Source organism: Marinomonas rhizomae (assembly GCF_024397855.1).
In the GTDB taxonomy this organism is placed as follows: domain Bacteria; phylum Pseudomonadota; class Gammaproteobacteria; order Pseudomonadales; family Marinomonadaceae; genus Marinomonas; species Marinomonas rhizomae_A.
The window spans coordinates 1,093,927-1,110,183 of the sequence record NZ_CP073343.1 but is presented as its reverse complement, the minus strand read 5'-3'; the positions used below and the strand labels follow the sequence as shown (position 1 = coordinate 1,110,183).

Genomic DNA, 16,257 nt, shown 5'->3' with positions numbered 1-16,257 from the left:
GTAGCTATAAAAATGCCGCGATCACGCGGCATTTTTGTTTCTTGTGTTCAAGAATATTTCTTAGGCACGAAACGCCAGCAAGAGGATATCTTTGATTTTACGATCTATTTCTACTTGTGCCGTTTCAAAATCGGCTCTTTCTACCTTGTACAAGAAAGGTTGAACACCACGCAGTTTCTTGATCGCTTGCGGATCTTCGGCCAGCAAGACGGCAACATAAGAAAAAGCATCATAGTAAGAAAAAGCCTGTTCTTTAAGCGCATTCAAGTAAGAGTCGACAGACTCTTCTCCAAACACTTGCTTAATCGCCGTAACAGCACCAAACACAGCAACACCTTCACATAAAGCAGGTGTTGTCGCGCCGTCATAACCAATCGGATATTGGCCACGCACCATCTCTTGAATGACATCCGCCAACAGCATGACATCATTACTGAATACTCTGGCTGGCATATGAATTTTGTAACGATATGGCTCATCAGCGTGTATAAATACAGCACTTGGTTTGGCTATATCATCCCAAACTTCAAAGCCATCAAATTTGGCCTCTTCAACGGCTTCGCCAAAAAGAAACTCGACAGCAGGCAACCAAGCTGCACGCAATTTATCTAATTTATTTACTTCTGTTGAGTAAGTGTCTACCACAGCCTCATCCTTATTTATTCTGAAAGAAATTGAGCATCAGACCCATGGTCAAAGTGCCCTTATAGATAGACGAAACCTTATCATATTGAAGGCATCCAAGCAGGAGAAATTCTCGTTAACAAATGAGATAAATCATTATCTTAGCTGGCTATCTTTACTGCCAGCGCGATTATACAAAGCAGAACGACTCTGTTTCTCTTGCTCAGATTGGCACTGGATGCACAAACGCACACCTTGAATAGCTTTACGACGAGGTTCCGGGATCACCGCATCACATTCTTCACAATGAGTCAGACTCTCACCTTTTGGCATGCTGTTTTTTGCACGCTCAACTTCGGAGTCAACTGTTGCGTCTATTTGATCTTGAACTGCGCCATCTTGCGCCCAACCGCTAGCCATAATAGTTAAGCCTCAAACTTTATAAATAACTGATTTACCATTTAGTAATTTTTTGTAAATACTTTATTATTGGCCGCCATAAAAGGCACGCTAAATATTTTTTATTTGCTTTACAGCACCATTTTAAACATTAAGCCGACATAGAACCGATAATAGGTATAAGCTCCATGAAAAAAACAGTCATTTTAATCACTCTTTGTGCAATTAGTACCAAAGAGGTATATGCCGGCGGCATGAGTCTATCTGGTCAATCCATTACGCCCTTATTCGAAAAAGGAACCTATATTGAATTAAGCGCTTATAGCTTTGATCCGGAAGTGTCAGGAAAACTAACGAACTCAATCCATTCAGGAAACGTAGCGAAAAAAGGCTATTTTTTTAGTGGAGCCTATAAACAAGATCTTCCTCACTCTACGTCAATGGCCATTATTATAGATCAGCCTTTTGGTGCAGATATTCGCTACCCTTCTAGCTCGACATACCCCCTTTCTAAAACCAGTGCTTCTGTCGATACTACAGCTATCAAAGGAATCATTCGCTATAAAATAAACACACCGTTTTCAGTCTACGGCGGACTCAGAAATGTCACGTCCAACGGTGAGGTTACCGTGAATCAGCCATCAAACCATCTACTCTATACAATGAAAACGGACACTCAGAACGATTGGGGCTATCTATTTGGCGCAGCCTATGAAATTCCAGAGATCGCACTTAGAGCCTCGTTGACTTATAACTCTGCTATCAAGGTGAAATTTAAGAGCCAAGAAAATATTGTCAATTCCTCTCTTGCGAGAGAGACTTCATTTAACACTGATATGCCGAAATCAGTAAACTTTGATTTTCAAATGGGGGTTTCACAATCAACACTACTGATGTTTTCTGCCCGCTGGGTAGAATGGAAAAAAACAAAAATCACCCCACAACTTTTCACCCAGTTTGTTGATGTTGGAAACAACCTCGTTGATTTTAAAGACAACACAATCACCTACTCTCTCGGACTTGGTCAGAAACTAACAGATACGCTTACCGGGTCACTCACCATTGCGTATGAAGAACCGTCAGAAAAAGTGGCGAGTAATCTGTCACCGAGCGATGGCTATACTTCGTTAATTGCTGGGCTGAAATATCAAGCAACACCAAACACAGCCATTGCCACTGGAGTCTCTTACACATGGATCGGCGAAGCTAAAACTAATTTATCAAGTAATGAAGCGACTTTCGAAAATAACCATAGTATGAATTTTGGAGTAAAGCTCTCGCATCATTTTTAATGTCTTAAAGCTTGGTAGCGAAAAGGCCTTATCGATTACTCAATAATATTCCACCGCCCATGGCGATAAATAAGCTACCTGTCACTTTAGTGATTTTGGCGTCCATGTTTTTTAGCGAGAAACGTTTTCCTAGACGAGCAATACCAAAAGCATAGCCGATATGTACACTGGTAACGATAGCGCAAATAGTAATAAACATGACCAAAAACTGCTGATACGCTGGCGACTCTAGGCTCAGAAACTGAGGCAAGAATGCGGATAAAAATATCAATGTTTTTGGATTACTTGCAGAGACCAAGAACGCTTCACTAAACAGCGCAAGTCCCGTTTTAGTCGAGGTCGTTACGGCTGTATTATCCATTGCATCAAAGGTTGATCGCTTTTTGGATCCTAGTGCTTTAATCCCAAGGTAAATCAAATAGGTTCCGCCCAATATTTTCATCACCAGAAACCAGACTGGTAGAGTTTGTAAGAGTGCACCAACGCCTAAGGCAACCAAACAAACAATCAAAAATTGGCAGGTCAAATTACCAAAAATCGTAATAAAGGCAGATTTCCAACCAAATTGAATACTATTTTTAAGCACTAACAATACGTTTGGCCCTGGCGACAGTGTGGTCACCAGGTAAGCCAAGAAAAACAAAGTCCATAGGTGAAAGGTCATAGCTGATCCCTAAATGTGTTGTTAAATAATAATGGCATTTCTCATTTTCTAATCTGTTCTGCACCACGCTGCCTTTCCCGTAAATAAAGGTACAAAGGGAGCCCGAAGGAAACACCAACACTTAACGTCCCAACTATTGCGATAAATCGCCATCTAACTTGTTTTTTTTGGCCATCATGGATAATAAAAACCAATAGCGTAATCGCTGCCACAACCACATCTAACCACGCAAACATGCTGATAGGATTAGCCATCATTTCAGCACAAAACTGTGGGATATCGACACCGTTTTGAAGCAACCAAGGAACAAAAGCCGCATAAGGCACAAGTACCCCAATAATTGCCAAACCTAAATAAAACATTGTCATCGTTATACCTCCTTGTATCGATTGTTAATTCTCTCTCGAAAACAAGCCCTTTCAGGTCTCTATTTCAAGACAATACCATAAAGTTAAGCACTTCTTATTTAAACTTTATTTGCCAAACTGAATATTTCGTTACCTATTGGCAACATCATTCAATTTACCCTCCCTGTGGGTATGTTAGAATCCTCGCTTCCAGCCGCAAGAGCGGTGGTTTAGAGAAGACTATTTTGTAACGTCTTTTATACTCACATATTTTTTGGAGACAACACCATGCGTTTATCGCTAAAAATGGCATTAGCTGCTCTTGTTGCCGTAATACCTGCTCTTGCATTTGCTCACCCAGGACACGAACACACAACGAGCTTCATGACGGGATTCATGCATCCTATGGGGGGCTTGGATCACTTATTGGCCATGTTGGCCATTGGTCTTTGGGCTGCTAGCCTTGGCGGTCGAGCTTTGTGGGCTGTGCCTTCGGCTTTTGTTGGTACTATGTTAGTCGGTGGCGGTTTAGCGGTTGCTGGCGTGCAAGTACCTTTCATTGAACAAGGTATTGTCTTGTCCGTTATTCTGATGGGGGCATTGTTGGTTGGTGCAGCACGTTTCCCTGTTGCCGTCTGCGCAGGCATTGCAGGATTGTTCGCTTTGTTCCATGGTGCTGCACACGGCTTAGAAATGCCATTAAATGCTAATGGTGCGGAATACGCTTTGGGCTTTGCACTAGCAACGGCTTTGTTGCATGTTGCCGGTATTGGCTTTGGTATGGCAATTGCGCGCTTCCAAGCTCCTATTGTGACTCGCCTAACTGGAAGTGTTATTGCTATTGCTGGCGTATTTTTAGCTCTAGCATAAAAGCTTAAAACGCTACTAAAACCACGGTATTTTTGTCATAAATGCCGTGGTTTTTTTATTTTTACACTATTTTCCCACCTCATCTATCGTCTCAATCAACCAGTCAAAAATGGGTTACATTAATTTTTGCATAATCACGTAACAGCGCATCTATTTACAAAAATATTAAATACCCTGTAAGAGTTTATGTGTATGATTTTTGCTTGTTTATTAATTTCCCAAGAAAGGAGCAATTGTTGAAGAAAGCAGAGTTTAAGCAACCTTCCGCCTTATTTTTCTCGTTGATTGCTTTTTTCGCTATTGCATCTTTTGGGGGGTATTGGACTCAATCAAGCAATAAAGCCATCATTAATCAACAGGAGTCCTTGTTAAGTGGTGTCTCTAGAACACAAGCATCCGTTCTAGAAAGACGCCTTTCTTCGGCCTTTACCTCCGCGCAAATTCTAGCTTATGAAGTTGAACAAAATAGTGGTAGCGGCGAGTGGTTTCCTAGTTATGCAAATAAGCTAATCAAATCCATTGGCGGTATTGAAAACCTTCAACTTGCCCCAGATGGCATCATTTCTAACATCTACCCTCTAGAGGGAAATGAAACGGCTATTGGTTACGATATCGTCTCAACCCCCAAATTTAAAGAGGAAGCTCTACTCTCAATAAAAAATCACAGCCTATTTGTGATTGGCCCAGTCTCGCTTGTACAGGGTGGCGTTGCCGTCATAAGTCGAGCACCTATTTTCTTGCATAAAGGTACCCAGCGAGAGCTTTTTTGGGGGTTTTCTTCAGCAGTCATTTATTTAGATGACCTATTAGAAGCAACACAATTAAAACAGCTAGAAAGCGAAGGCTATCAATACAGCCTTTCGAGACAACATGCAGCAACAGAGGAAACCATCGTTTTATCAGCCTCTGCCACACCACTTTCTGATATTCAAGCATCAACCAATCTGATTTTACCTGTTGGCACTTGGACTCTCAGAATTAGCCGTGATCTAGGTTCTCAATTAAAACAGCGCACGCTAATAGGCTATGGAATTAGTTTTTCCGTAGCATTTTTACTCTCAATTGCTTTATACGCAATCCTAATCCAGCCTTTAAAACTGCGCACTTTGGTGAAAGAAAAGACCGCAGAACTTCAAAAGCTTGCCTATAACGACCCATTGACTGGATTACCAAATCGACGTTTTTTGCAAGATAGTCTGTCCAAGATCCTGCACAACAATCAAAGACGCAAGCGTGTATCCGCCTTTATCTATTTTGATCTCGATAACTTCAAGCGAATTAATGACACCATTGGCCACGATGTTGGAGACCAAGTACTTGTTATTGCAGCAGAGAGATTAAACAAAATAAAAGGTATATCTGACCTTGTTGTACGCTTGGGTGGGGACGAATTTGGCATTTTACTTGGAGATATTGGCGATAAAGCACAAGCAGCTGAGCAAGCAAATCGAATATTAGAAAGTATTCGAGCTCCTATCAAAATGGACTCACGAGATTATAATTTAAGTACGTCATTGGGCATCGCAATGATTCCAGAGCATGGCTATGATCTTGTTACTATCATGCAAAATGCCGATATGGCTCTGTATCAAGCCAAGCAAAAAGGCAAAAACCAATATGCTTTCTATACTGAAAAAATGAAGATCAGTACGCACAATCTGATAAAAGCCGAAGAAGATCTTACGCTTGCATTACAAAGAAATGAATTTGAAATGTATTACCAGCCACAGTTTAATCTTCGTACCAACCATGTTATTGGTGCTGAAGCGCTCATTCGCTGGAATCACCCAGAAAAGGGGCTAATTTACCCTAATGACTTTATCCCTCTTGCTGAAAGTACAGGAAAAATTGTCGAGTTGGGCTACTGGGTTCTAGAAAGTAGCATCGCTTACTTGGCAAAACGAAAACAGGAAGGTCGGCCTGATATTTTACTGCATATCAATCTAGCTTCTGAGCAATTATCAGATCCTCATTTTGTCACTCTAGTTCAGGCATTATTATCAAAATATCAAGTGCCCGCTCATTTAGTTGGCTTTGAAATCACTGAGACTTCTATTCTTGAAGACATTCATCTTGCTAGATATTTGCTGCAAACCCTTAAAGATATGGGGATCTGTATCGCTATAGATGATTTCGGTACAGGCTATTCATCACTGTCTCAACTTAAAAACCTCCCAGTAGACTTACTAAAAATTGATCGTAGTTTCGTGATGGATTTAGAAAACGACCCAGATGATCGAAAAATAGTGGAAGCCATTATCGCCATGGCTCATAAACTCAATATCAAAGTATTAGCGGAAGGTGTAGAGACTAGAGAGCAATGGAAAATGCTCGTGGCATTTCAATGTGATTTTGGCCAAGGTTACTATGTTAGTAAGGCAGTAACAGCCGATGAGTTTAATCAAGGCACTCCCATTGTGCATAAGAATTAGTGTGTTGTCTTATTCTGTATGTAAAATCCTCCAACCTTACACGTCGGTCACAAAAAAGCCCCAAGTATCATCATAGATACTTGGGGCTTTAGATTACCCTAAACAGCGCAGCTTATTGATTAAGACGCTAAGCAAATCGCTCTACCATGGTTATGAACTTCAACCAATTCTTTATGTAGGCTGCAGATTGCTTTTTCGTAGTCTTCTTCATCAACCACAAACTGCATATCTACTTGGCGCATAGATTGGTGCATTGCCAATACGTTAACCTCTTGCTCAGCAATGGCTTTTACTGCCTTCGCTAACATACCTGTGGTTTTCATATCACTACCGATTGCAGAAACTATCGCCACTTTACGCTGCGTGATTTCAGCGTCCGCAAAACGTTCATGCAGAACTCGCATGACTCGCTTCAAGGTTTTTAGATTGATCGCTAGATAATGCGTAATCGTGTTGGCATTAATATCTTTAGCGATGATATGAGCGTGGAATTGTCTTAATACTTTAAGAATATCCACATCAAACTTATCAATATCACCAGCCATGTCTTGGTCAAATAGCTCTACGGCAAATACACCACGACAACCTGCAATGATCTCAACACACGGTGCATCACTTACGTAATCACCAGTAATAAGCGTACCAGTATGTTCTGGTTCAAAGGTGTTTTTCACACGCAATGCGATACCGCTTTGACGCAAACCTTTTGCAGCCTTTGGATGGATCGCTTCCATACCAAGGTTGGCAAGCTGATCGGCCACATCGTAGTTAGTACGACCTATCGGCACAGCTTTGGTTTCACCAACTAAACGAGGATCGGCACTACTTAAGTGAAATTCTTTATGAATCACAGCTTCATGAGCTTCCGTTAGTACAGCAATTCTACTGAACGTCATTTCACTATAACCGCGATCAAAAGTAGACATTAAACCAGTTTCGCTGTGAGCATAGCCCGTCGCAATAGGAAGCTCTTTGCTCATATCAATGTCTTTAAACGCATCTATAATACGCTCATCAAGCGACATATGGCTTGGGCTGTTCCAACCCGTCAAATCAACGAATACGGCATTCACACCGTCACGTTGCAATAGATGAGCGGTGTTCCAAGCACTGTGCGCTTCACCAAGACTGGCAAGCATTTCTCGTACGGTAGCAAGGTGTTCACTAATCGAAAAATGGCCGTGCTGACAAAGGCGATGCAGATCTTCTAGGCACTCTTGAGCTTCTTGCAAACGACTGTTCAAAAACGCGTCCGCTTTATTACGTAACTCACCCACTTCGAACAAACTATGGTTAATGTCCAACATGGCCGTGCGAACATCTTGTAACGCTGGGAACCAGTTATTTTGCTTACGCTCTTGAGCGAATAAAGCAAACACTCCAGCATCACCCGTTTTCTTGTGTTCAAGCAGCTTATCCGTCATACCGGCATAAGCAGAAACAACAAAAACACGCTGATACATGTTGTTCACTAAAGTGGGTTTGAAAATAATATTATCTCTAACTGAACGGTAGTCACTCATGGACGTGCCGCCAATTTTTTCAACTGTATGTTGTCCCATCATTTTTCCAATATGTTAAGGGGCTAAAAGCCATGCCAAAATTTAAACTGCCGCTATATTGTCATAAGGTTGCGGAAAATTTAAGCATTAATCGCTTTTTCTAAGCGCTTTAATCGACTTCCTAGCCGCGATGTATTCAGGCCTTGGGGCTGTGTTGCCAAATGGCAAGTCCACACGGTTCGACAAGGCATTGTAGACAAAAAATAAATTCGAACGAGGCGCTGATGTAATGTTGCCGTTTGAGCCATGTAATACATTGCAATCAAACAAGATGATTCTGCCAGGCTGACCTACTGCGGCTTCTATACCATTCTGCTCTATCAGTGACTGCAATGAGGCATCATCAGGAACGCCAACATTCTGCTTTTTAAGTGAGAAAAGGTAGTTATTCTCTGGGGTATCACCAACACAAGGTATATAAGTATGATGAGAACCGGGAATCAGTAACAAAGGGCCATTGTGGTGATCGTTTGGAGTCAATGTAATGGACATACTTAAGGCTCTCATATGTGGCATGCCATCTTCCACATGCCAGGTCTCAAAGTCTGAATGCCAATAAAACTCTTTACCACGAAAGCCCGGTTTATAATTCAAACGCGTCTGATGAAGATAAACCTCATCCCCTAAAAGGTATTCTGCGATTCGAATCAATCTTGGGTCTTGGGCAATCTTCTGAAAAAAGCCACTTAATCTATGAACATCAAAGACCGAACGAACATCACCGCTACTGGCTTCTGTAATACTCTCTTCTCTTTGCTTAATTGCATCGCTGTCTCGCAAGCTCTGCATTTGCTTTTGCATATCTGCAATTTCACGATCATCGAAAATATGATCTAAAAATAAAAAGCCTTTTTCTTCATATTGATCTAAAAGCGCTTCTTCGAGCGGCGCTTTTTGTCGATCATTTGAGTAGATAACGGGGTCCTTACGGTTAATATACGTTGGCAAAGAATACTTTCTGGAAGGATAGTGATCTTTCTGCCCTCCTCCTTGTGAATTCTTTTTCACCCTCTCTTCGCTAGAATTATCTTTACTTAAAAGCTCTTGTTCCAAAAGCTCTGTATCATAAAAAATATCACTTGCTAAAGCTGATGCCGACGCTGACATTAACGTACCTCCTGATCTACTCCTTCAAAAATTAATAATCTGATCTAAACATTCGAGTTTAATCCAGCAGCTCGTAAGCGCCTTCAGAGTTGTGTACTTCTTTACCCGTAATTGGCGGATTAAAAACACAAGCTAGCTTCAGCTCTTTAAAAGCTCGAAGTGTATGCGCATCATGTTTATCAAGTACGTACACTACGCCTGGCTTAATATGATGTTTTTGACCTGTTTCGCGGCTTTCTACTTCGCCTTCACCAGAAATGCAGTACACAGACTCAAGGTGGTTTTGATAATGCATATCAAAATCTTTGCCTTCATAAATAGTCGTAATGTGAAAAGAGAACCCCATATTGTCTTCTTTCAACAACAGACGTGTACTTTCCCAATTACCATCTGGGGACACTACACGACGTTCGGTTTTCTCACATTCTGCTAAATCACGTGCAAACATTCTTTTCTCCTTTTATGATCCGAAGATCGCTTAAATGCCGGTAAAGAGTTACCGGAGGAAACCTGAGGTTTTTTTCTTACAATTTACTTCACTCAAGTAGATGAAAAAGCCGCCTTCAAATTAAGAAGGCGGCTTTTATAGAAGAGAAACTAGACGGCAATGTCGTAGTTTTCATCAAAGTAGCTTTTTGCTTCTGGCATATCATCTTCTTTAGCACACACATCACGAATAGCGCGCTCTAAGATATCAATACCTTCTTTCAGGTCTTCATCACTGATGATAAGTGGACAAAGAAACTTAACAACCTGGTCATCTGCACCAGATGTCTCAATCATCAACCCATTCTGGAAGCACTTTTTAGTGATTTTATTCGCTAAATCACCACTGATACAGTTGATACCACGCATCATGCCTCGGCCTTGAACAACGAAGTTACCTTCACCGAACTCATTAATAATATCTTGTGTACGCTGATGGATGTATTCACCTTTACGTTTAATTTCTTTCTCAAACGCATCATCTTTCCAATAAGTTTCAATCGCCACTTTAGCGGTTACAAAGGCTAGATTATTACCACGAAAAGTACCGTTATGCTCACCTGGTTTCCATTCATCCAACTCTGGGCGCATTAAAACAACAGCGAATGGCAAACCATAACCGCTCAGTGATTTCGACATAGTGACAATATCAGGCTTAATGCCTGCATCTTCAAAACTGAAGAAAGTACCAGTACGACCACAACCCGCTTGAATATCATCAACGATTAATAGAACACCATGTTTCTTACAAACCGCTTCTAGATTCTGTAACCATTCAAAACTTGCCACATTAATGCCGCCTTCACCTTGAACGGTTTCAACAATAACAGCCGCTGGCGTATCTACACCGCTACTAGAGTCAGACAATACTTTGTCTAGGTACTCTGTTGTTTCAATGCCATCACCTAAATAGCCATCAAAAGGAACGGTAGAAACGCCGGCACCTAATGTAGTTCCTGCTGCGCCACGGTGGTGTGAATTACCTGTTACAGACAAAGCACCCAAGCTACAACCGTGGAAACCGTTAGTGAAGCTAATAATATTTTCTCGACCTGTAACATTGCGAGCTAACTTAAGCGCGGCTTCAACCGCATTGGTACCTGTCGGCCCTGTAAACTGCATCATATATTCCAAGCCACGAGGCTCTAAAATATACTGTTTGAAAGACTCTAAAAACTCACCTTTGGCTTTGGTATGTAAATCTAGGCCATGAGTAATACCGTCTTCCATGATGTATTCGACGAGCTTTTCTTTAAAGACAGGGTTGTTATGACCATAATTCAATGTTCCGGCACCCGCCAAGAAATCTAAGTATTTATTACCTTCCTCATCAAACAAATGAGCGCCTAGTGCACGATTAAAAATTCGAGGGAAAGAGCGCGCATAAGATTGTACTTCTGATTCGATTTCGTCAAAAATTTTCATTTTTTATCATCCTTTAAGTTTATAAATAGTTATTTAGACATCAAGCAGAAAGCAAAAACTGAGAGTGAAAGCAGCACCTTCTAACTCATCGCATTTCTAACTCGCGTACGTTTACATTTATTAAGTCGTTTGACTTATTAGCTTTTTAATTTTTAGTGAAGGGGCCAATCCTTACGAGATGTTCGGTATCGTGCTGCCCTTTAAAGTGATCTTGTTTATCGAACATGACAGATTCTTCCAAAGGGGCGTCTAGCTGATTTGCAAGACGTCGAAACAAAGCCCAAGAACCTTCATTTGATGCAGTAATACTGGTCTCTATGTAACGCACATCTGAACAGCTGGATCGTTCAAGTAGTGATGAAACCATTTTTTTCGCTAAACCCTGTCCGCGCGCTTTTTCACTAACCGCTACTTGCCAAACGAACAGAGTGTCTGCTTGGTTAGGAATGATATAACCAGAGACAAAACCCACCATTTCACCATCTTCGAAGCTAGCCGCTATGGATGTTTCCTTGAAATGGCTGGTTTGGAGCAAATTACAATACGCAGAGTTGGTATCTAGCGGCGGACAAGATGCAACCAACTTATTCACTGCTATACCATCTACAGCACTAGGCTTAGTAAACACAATTTTTTCTGAACTCATAATCATATCCATTAGAAAACAAAGCATTATCAACCAGTTTTTTCATACAAAAAATGTTCACAAGGAACAATGGTGACTGATTTATATGAATTTAATGTTACTAAACTGGTTATCACGTCAATTTAGTTTGATGTCTAATCATTCTACCTAAAAGTAATTTCATGTCCAGATATTTATTTAGAGAACTAACGATTACAGCCGTAACATTCTACCCAAAGCTAGAGCAGCCCTAAGGTAAAAAGCACTCATTAATTTACGAAAAACATCATAAAAAAACATTTTTAGTTGCATATATGCATCGAAATTCGGAAAATCCCGCCCCTATTCGGAGTTTTGCTTACTGGCATTCATTTATGCTGGGGAAGTGGGGGGCATTGGTATAGCAAAAAATACCTACTCCGATCGCTGTTTATGTATTTTGCTTTCAACCATTTAGATTAGAGATAACTATGAAAAATAAAACTTCTATTCAAGGCTCGTGGGCGAGCCGATGGATATTCATTTTGGCGGCAACAGGTTCCGCTGTAGGTCTAGGTAATATCTGGAAATTCCCTTACATCACAGGGGAAAACGGTGGCGGGGCATTTGTTCTTGTTTATTTGGTTTGTATCTTGCTTGTTGGTATTCCAATTATGATGGCTGAGGTGTTTATCGGCCGTCGCGCACGCAAGAACCCAATTGCCGCTTTAACGGATGTCGCTGAAGAATCTGAAGGCGCTAAGTCTTGGGGATTGATTGGTTTGATGGGAATGCTGTCTGGTCTTCTTATCTTTTCATTTTATTCAGTCGTGGGCGGCTGGGTTCTTCACTATATTAAAGTGATGCTAACGGGCGAAATGGCTGGGATATCTTCTGATGATGCTGGCGCTGCATTCGGTGCCCTACTTGCTGATCCAGCAACTTTGCTAGGATGGCACACTCTATTCAGCATTATGACTGTTTTTGTTGTTGCTGCAGGTATCAACAAAGGTATTGAAACAGCAACTCGCATTATGATGCCGGCCTTATTTGTCTTGCTAATTATCTTACTTGGCTATGCAATGACAACTGACGGTTTTGCGCAAGGTTGGAACTTCATGTTCGAGTTTGACTTTAGCAAGTTAACTTGGAATGCCGCTTTGGTCGCTCTGGGCCATTCGTTCTTTACTCTATCCTTGGGTATGGGAACCATCATGGCTTACGGTTCTTACATGACTAAAAATGCGTCCATCGGTAAAACCGTTCTAGCTATCGGTGCACTAGATACTTTGGTTGCTTTGGTCGCTGGTTTGGCTATCTTCCCTATCATCTTCTCGAACGGAATGGACCCTGCTGCAGGTCCGGGCTTGATGTTTATTTCTTTGCCTGTGGCATTTGGTCAAATGCCTTTCGGTCAGTTGTTCGGTGTGTTGTTCTTCGTCTTAGTAGGCGTAGCGGCATGGACGTCTGCCATTTCTTTGCTAGAACCAACCATAGCTTTCCTAGTTGAACGTTTCAAAATGAAGCGTATTACAGCGTCTATTAGCTTAGGCATTGTGGTATGGGGATTGGGCATTGCATGTTTAGGCTCATTCAGCTTTATGTCTGACGTCACCTTCTTCGGCAAGAATACTTTTGATTTCCTAGACTACATTACTGCGAACATCATGTTGCCATTAGGCGGTATTTTGATTGCACTATTTGCAGGCTGGATTGTGAAAAACAAATACGCACAAGACGAGCTAAACTTGTCTGAAACTGTATTCAAACTATGGAATTTTTCTATGAAGTTCACAGCTCCAATCGCAGTGGCTGTTGTATTGTACTTCTTGATAAACCCGATGAAATAACACTTACATACTGTAAATATTATTAATCAGGCTTTTCTGTAAATACCAACCCCATCAGCGCAGAGCGTTGGTGGGGTTTGTTTTTTTATAGTCGCTATAAAGTCACATTGATCTTAGCGCGTAATTTTCCCCTGCGGTTTGAATCGTCTTACTTAACTCAGACGCTACACCCGCATGTTGAACTTTATTCCATACAATCTCATGAAAATAAAAGGCAACGGTATTAATCGCTGGCTCTACGATAGCCACCAAGCCACCGACTAACAAACTCCCCGTAATAAGATACGCAACAGAGAACGCGATCGAAAAGTGCATAACAGCAAACGTCATTGTCTTAGCCATAATTGAATACCCTTCTTTGTTTTATTTGATAACAGAAGAGTAAGCCAGACCTTGCCATAAGAAAAATATATTATAGATATGAATCTAATAGCTTTTTACTTTTTAATTAGCCAACCTATCTATAAAATTAATCACACCTTCAAATGGTTCAGAATAGACTTTGACCTGATCAATGTTCGTCATATTAGACTCATGGGCCGCTAACCAAAAACTCGCTCCGATCACACCAACGGGCCTTTGCCATTGCTGCATTTGATTCACTAATTCTATCGCTTTACTGGCGAGTTCATTCTCACAAAATACCAATACAGAGTGAGCCTGAACACCCTCAATCAAAGTTGACCAATCACTACTTTGCTGTACATTCGGGACAACACTGCACAACATACCTTTATCTAATAAAATGGCCGCGGCCATATAACACCACAAGCTACGCTGGGAAGTTAACCCGGTAATCAACACCTTAGGCGCATTCTTTTTTTGCACTTTAAACGTACTTACACGAGCCATTAAACATGACAGTACAACAGACTCACAGAATGCTAAGACCGCACCTTTTCCCATTTGCTCAAAACTGGGTAATAACCAATCTCGTATAGCAATATCAGCAGGATATTGAGAAAAAATTTGCTGATACATCTGTTCAATTTTGTCCTCTTGAAAAGCCTCAGATGCTTTCACTAAAGATGCTTGCCACTCTAGCCATTCATTCGATGGCACTACGCCGTCTAGCGTCGCCCCTTTCTCCAGCAAAGCTCGAACTTTACTGACTGCAACCCCTTGTTGTATCCAACGCACTATACTTTCTACAAGTTGCACATCACTTTGATCATACAATCGATGACCTTTGCCAGTACGCTTGGGCTTTAACAAGCCATAACGGCGCTCCCAAGCTCGTAATGTGACTGAGTTCACGCCAGTTTTCAGAGATAACTCTCGAATAGGGAAATAGGCAGGACTATCCAATAGTACCAACTCATCTAAAGATTCTTGGTCTTGCTGTTTTTTTATTTCCGCATTTTTGTTTGACTGATTCATACATTTTTCCAAAAATCATCATTCATCTAAGGCAATAAAACGATTGTGACCTAAACTTTTATAACCACCAAAGATCACAGCAAAAACTATACAAATATTTTTTTGTATAAGATAGTTGATTTTCTTGTACGGTTTTATATATTGTATAAGAAAAGCAGCATGAACACTGGGAAAAATAAGATGAATACATTAACCGCCAGTCAAGTCCACACTCCAACCTTTGATATCGCCATTATTGGCGCTGGTCTGGCGGGAAGCTTGTGTGCGCATTTACTCTCCCAGTCAGGACAAAGCGTTTGCATAATAGACAAAAGCCGCGGTAGTGGCGGCAGAGCTAGCAGCAAAAGATTAGATGGTGACATCAGCTGCGACCTCGGTACGCCTTACGTTGTTGCTAAGCATCCAGATACCCTCGCACTCTTTGCACAGCTTATGGAAGAGCATATTGTCGCGCCATGGAAACAGCTTAGTAATATGGGCTCACAAGCCTTTGTAGGTGTGCCCAAAATGAGCGCTATCACTCGCCATTGGATTCAAAACGCTAAATTCATTACGAGCACTCGCATTCATCATTTGGATCAGATCTCACAGCAAGGCGATGATCAGTCAAGTTGGTTATTAAGAGACGATAAATACCAACCTGTTGTCATTGCCAAAAAAATCATCGTCGCAGCGCCAGCACCTCAAGCTGCATCAATACTGGCTTCACACGATAATTTGGCTGTACTGCTACTGAGGGCAAATCAGGCGAGCGCTTCTTATCTATCTCAGTGGGCCATGTGGTTAGAAACAGAACAGTGCGACTTAAACGCTTTGATTGAACCAAAAAACTCTTTAATCAAACGCATGATAAAAGACAACTACAAACCCATGCGTCACAACGAAAAAGTCGACCGTTGGGTTATTCAAACAGAGCCTAACTGGACAAAGCAAAATCTTGATTCAGATAAAGAATGGATCTCCCAAACGCTGTTACAAGCGTTTGCCGAAATCACCGAACACAGGGTTTTAAAACATGGTGAACCACATCGTTGGTTCCTCAGTCGCTTTACTGAAAACAAGGGCAACAAATGCTTCGTTTGGTCTCCTGAACACAATGTGGGCCTAGCGGGTGACTGGCTGTGTCAGGGCGACGCTGAAGGCGCTTTACTCAGCGCCCTATCACTTGTTAATCATATGAAAGATTCAGAATAGAACAATGACGTTGTCCAATGG

General features: G+C 41.4%; 16 protein-coding genes. 5 read left to right on the top strand and 11 right to left on the bottom strand.

Annotation, left to right across the window (positions count from 1 at the left end):
• Nucleotides 1-60: 60 nt before the first annotated feature.
• Together KDW99_RS05160 and KDW99_RS05155 are read right to left on the bottom strand one after the other, a co-directional pair.
• Nucleotides 61-645: a hypothetical protein gene (locus KDW99_RS05160; RefSeq protein ID WP_255828232.1), complete on the bottom strand. Its 585-nt coding sequence runs from the start codon at nucleotides 643-645 to the stop codon at nucleotides 61-63.
• Between the two features lie 135 nt (nucleotides 646-780).
• Nucleotides 781-1,044 carry a DksA/TraR family C4-type zinc finger protein gene (locus KDW99_RS05155; RefSeq protein WP_255828231.1) on the bottom strand — a complete coding sequence of 88 codons (264 nt, stop codon included), beginning with the start codon at nucleotides 1,042-1,044 and terminating at the stop codon, nucleotides 781-783.
• 167 nt (nucleotides 1,045-1,211) lie between these two features.
• Between KDW99_RS05155 and KDW99_RS05150 the strand changes: the two genes are divergently transcribed.
• A complete protein-coding gene (locus KDW99_RS05150; protein WP_255828230.1) occupies nucleotides 1,212-2,315 on the top strand; it encodes an OmpP1/FadL family transporter in 1,104 nt (367 codons plus the stop codon).
• 28 nt (nucleotides 2,316-2,343) lie between these two features.
• On the opposite strand, the gene KDW99_RS05145 is transcribed toward KDW99_RS05150, so the two are convergent.
• Together KDW99_RS05145 and KDW99_RS05140 are read right to left on the bottom strand one after the other, a co-directional pair.
• Nucleotides 2,344-2,979, bottom strand: a complete 636-nt coding sequence (locus KDW99_RS05145) for a LysE family translocator (protein WP_255828229.1) — start codon at nucleotides 2,977-2,979, stop codon at nucleotides 2,344-2,346.
• A 41-nt stretch (nucleotides 2,980-3,020) separates the two neighbouring features.
• Nucleotides 3,021-3,347, bottom strand: a complete 327-nt coding sequence (locus KDW99_RS05140; RefSeq protein WP_255828228.1) for a DUF2834 domain-containing protein — start codon at nucleotides 3,345-3,347, stop codon at nucleotides 3,021-3,023.
• Between the two features lie 267 nt (nucleotides 3,348-3,614).
• Here KDW99_RS05140 and KDW99_RS05135 point away from each other — a divergent pair, with 267 nt between their 5' ends.
• Nucleotides 3,615-4,196: a HupE/UreJ family protein gene (locus KDW99_RS05135; protein WP_255828227.1), complete on the top strand. Its 582-nt coding sequence runs from the start codon at nucleotides 3,615-3,617 to the stop codon at nucleotides 4,194-4,196.
• A 236-nt stretch (nucleotides 4,197-4,432) separates the two neighbouring features.
• Nucleotides 4,433-6,628 carry a bifunctional diguanylate cyclase/phosphodiesterase gene (locus KDW99_RS05130; RefSeq protein WP_255828226.1) on the top strand — a complete coding sequence of 732 codons (2,196 nt, stop codon included), beginning with the start codon at nucleotides 4,433-4,435 and terminating at the stop codon, nucleotides 6,626-6,628.
• A gap of 119 nt (nucleotides 6,629-6,747) precedes the next feature.
• On the opposite strand, the gene KDW99_RS05125 is transcribed toward KDW99_RS05130, so the two are convergent.
• From KDW99_RS05125 to ectA, 5 genes are all read right to left on the bottom strand, one after another.
• Nucleotides 6,748-8,190 carry an aspartate kinase gene (locus tag KDW99_RS05125; RefSeq protein WP_255828225.1) on the bottom strand — a complete coding sequence of 481 codons (1,443 nt, stop codon included), beginning with the start codon at nucleotides 8,188-8,190 and terminating at the stop codon, nucleotides 6,748-6,750.
• A gap of 87 nt (nucleotides 8,191-8,277) precedes the next feature.
• Nucleotides 8,278-9,297, bottom strand: coding sequence for an ectoine hydroxylase (gene thpD / locus KDW99_RS05120; protein ID WP_255828224.1), 1,020 nt, complete (start codon nucleotides 9,295-9,297; stop codon nucleotides 8,278-8,280).
• 58 nt (nucleotides 9,298-9,355) lie between these two features.
• The gene (locus KDW99_RS05115; protein ID WP_067013657.1) at nucleotides 9,356-9,745 is read right to left on the bottom strand and encodes an ectoine synthase; all 390 of its coding nucleotides are present in this window, start codon (nucleotides 9,743-9,745) and stop codon (nucleotides 9,356-9,358) included.
• 149 nt (nucleotides 9,746-9,894) lie between these two features.
• Complete coding sequence (gene ectB, locus KDW99_RS05110; protein ID WP_255828223.1) at nucleotides 9,895-11,208, bottom strand: diaminobutyrate--2-oxoglutarate transaminase; 1,314 nt, start codon at nucleotides 11,206-11,208, stop codon at nucleotides 9,895-9,897.
• A 145-nt stretch (nucleotides 11,209-11,353) separates the two neighbouring features.
• A complete protein-coding gene (ectA, locus tag KDW99_RS05105; protein ID WP_255828222.1) occupies nucleotides 11,354-11,854 on the bottom strand; it encodes a diaminobutyrate acetyltransferase in 501 nt (166 codons plus the stop codon).
• Between the two features lie 449 nt (nucleotides 11,855-12,303).
• Here ectA and KDW99_RS05100 point away from each other — a divergent pair, with 449 nt between their 5' ends.
• A complete protein-coding gene (locus tag KDW99_RS05100; RefSeq protein ID WP_255828221.1) occupies nucleotides 12,304-13,662 on the top strand; it encodes a sodium-dependent transporter in 1,359 nt (452 codons plus the stop codon).
• Nucleotides 13,663-13,764: 102 nt separating this feature from the next.
• Here KDW99_RS05100 and KDW99_RS05095 read toward each other — a convergent pair whose 3' ends face one another.
• Both KDW99_RS05095 and KDW99_RS05090 read right to left on the bottom strand, forming a co-directional pair.
• Nucleotides 13,765-14,004, bottom strand: a complete 240-nt coding sequence (locus KDW99_RS05095) for a DUF2061 domain-containing protein (protein ID WP_255828220.1) — start codon at nucleotides 14,002-14,004, stop codon at nucleotides 13,765-13,767.
• A gap of 102 nt (nucleotides 14,005-14,106) precedes the next feature.
• Nucleotides 14,107-15,042 carry a MerR family transcriptional regulator gene (locus KDW99_RS05090; protein ID WP_255828219.1) on the bottom strand — a complete coding sequence of 312 codons (936 nt, stop codon included), beginning with the start codon at nucleotides 15,040-15,042 and terminating at the stop codon, nucleotides 14,107-14,109.
• 180 nt (nucleotides 15,043-15,222) lie between these two features.
• On the opposite strand from KDW99_RS05090, the gene KDW99_RS05085 reads away from it, so the two are divergent.
• On the top strand, nucleotides 15,223-16,236 hold the full coding sequence (locus KDW99_RS05085; RefSeq protein WP_255828218.1) for an NAD(P)/FAD-dependent oxidoreductase: 1,014 nt from the start codon (nucleotides 15,223-15,225) through the stop codon (nucleotides 16,234-16,236).
• The last annotated feature ends 21 nt before the right edge of the window (nucleotides 16,237-16,257 follow it).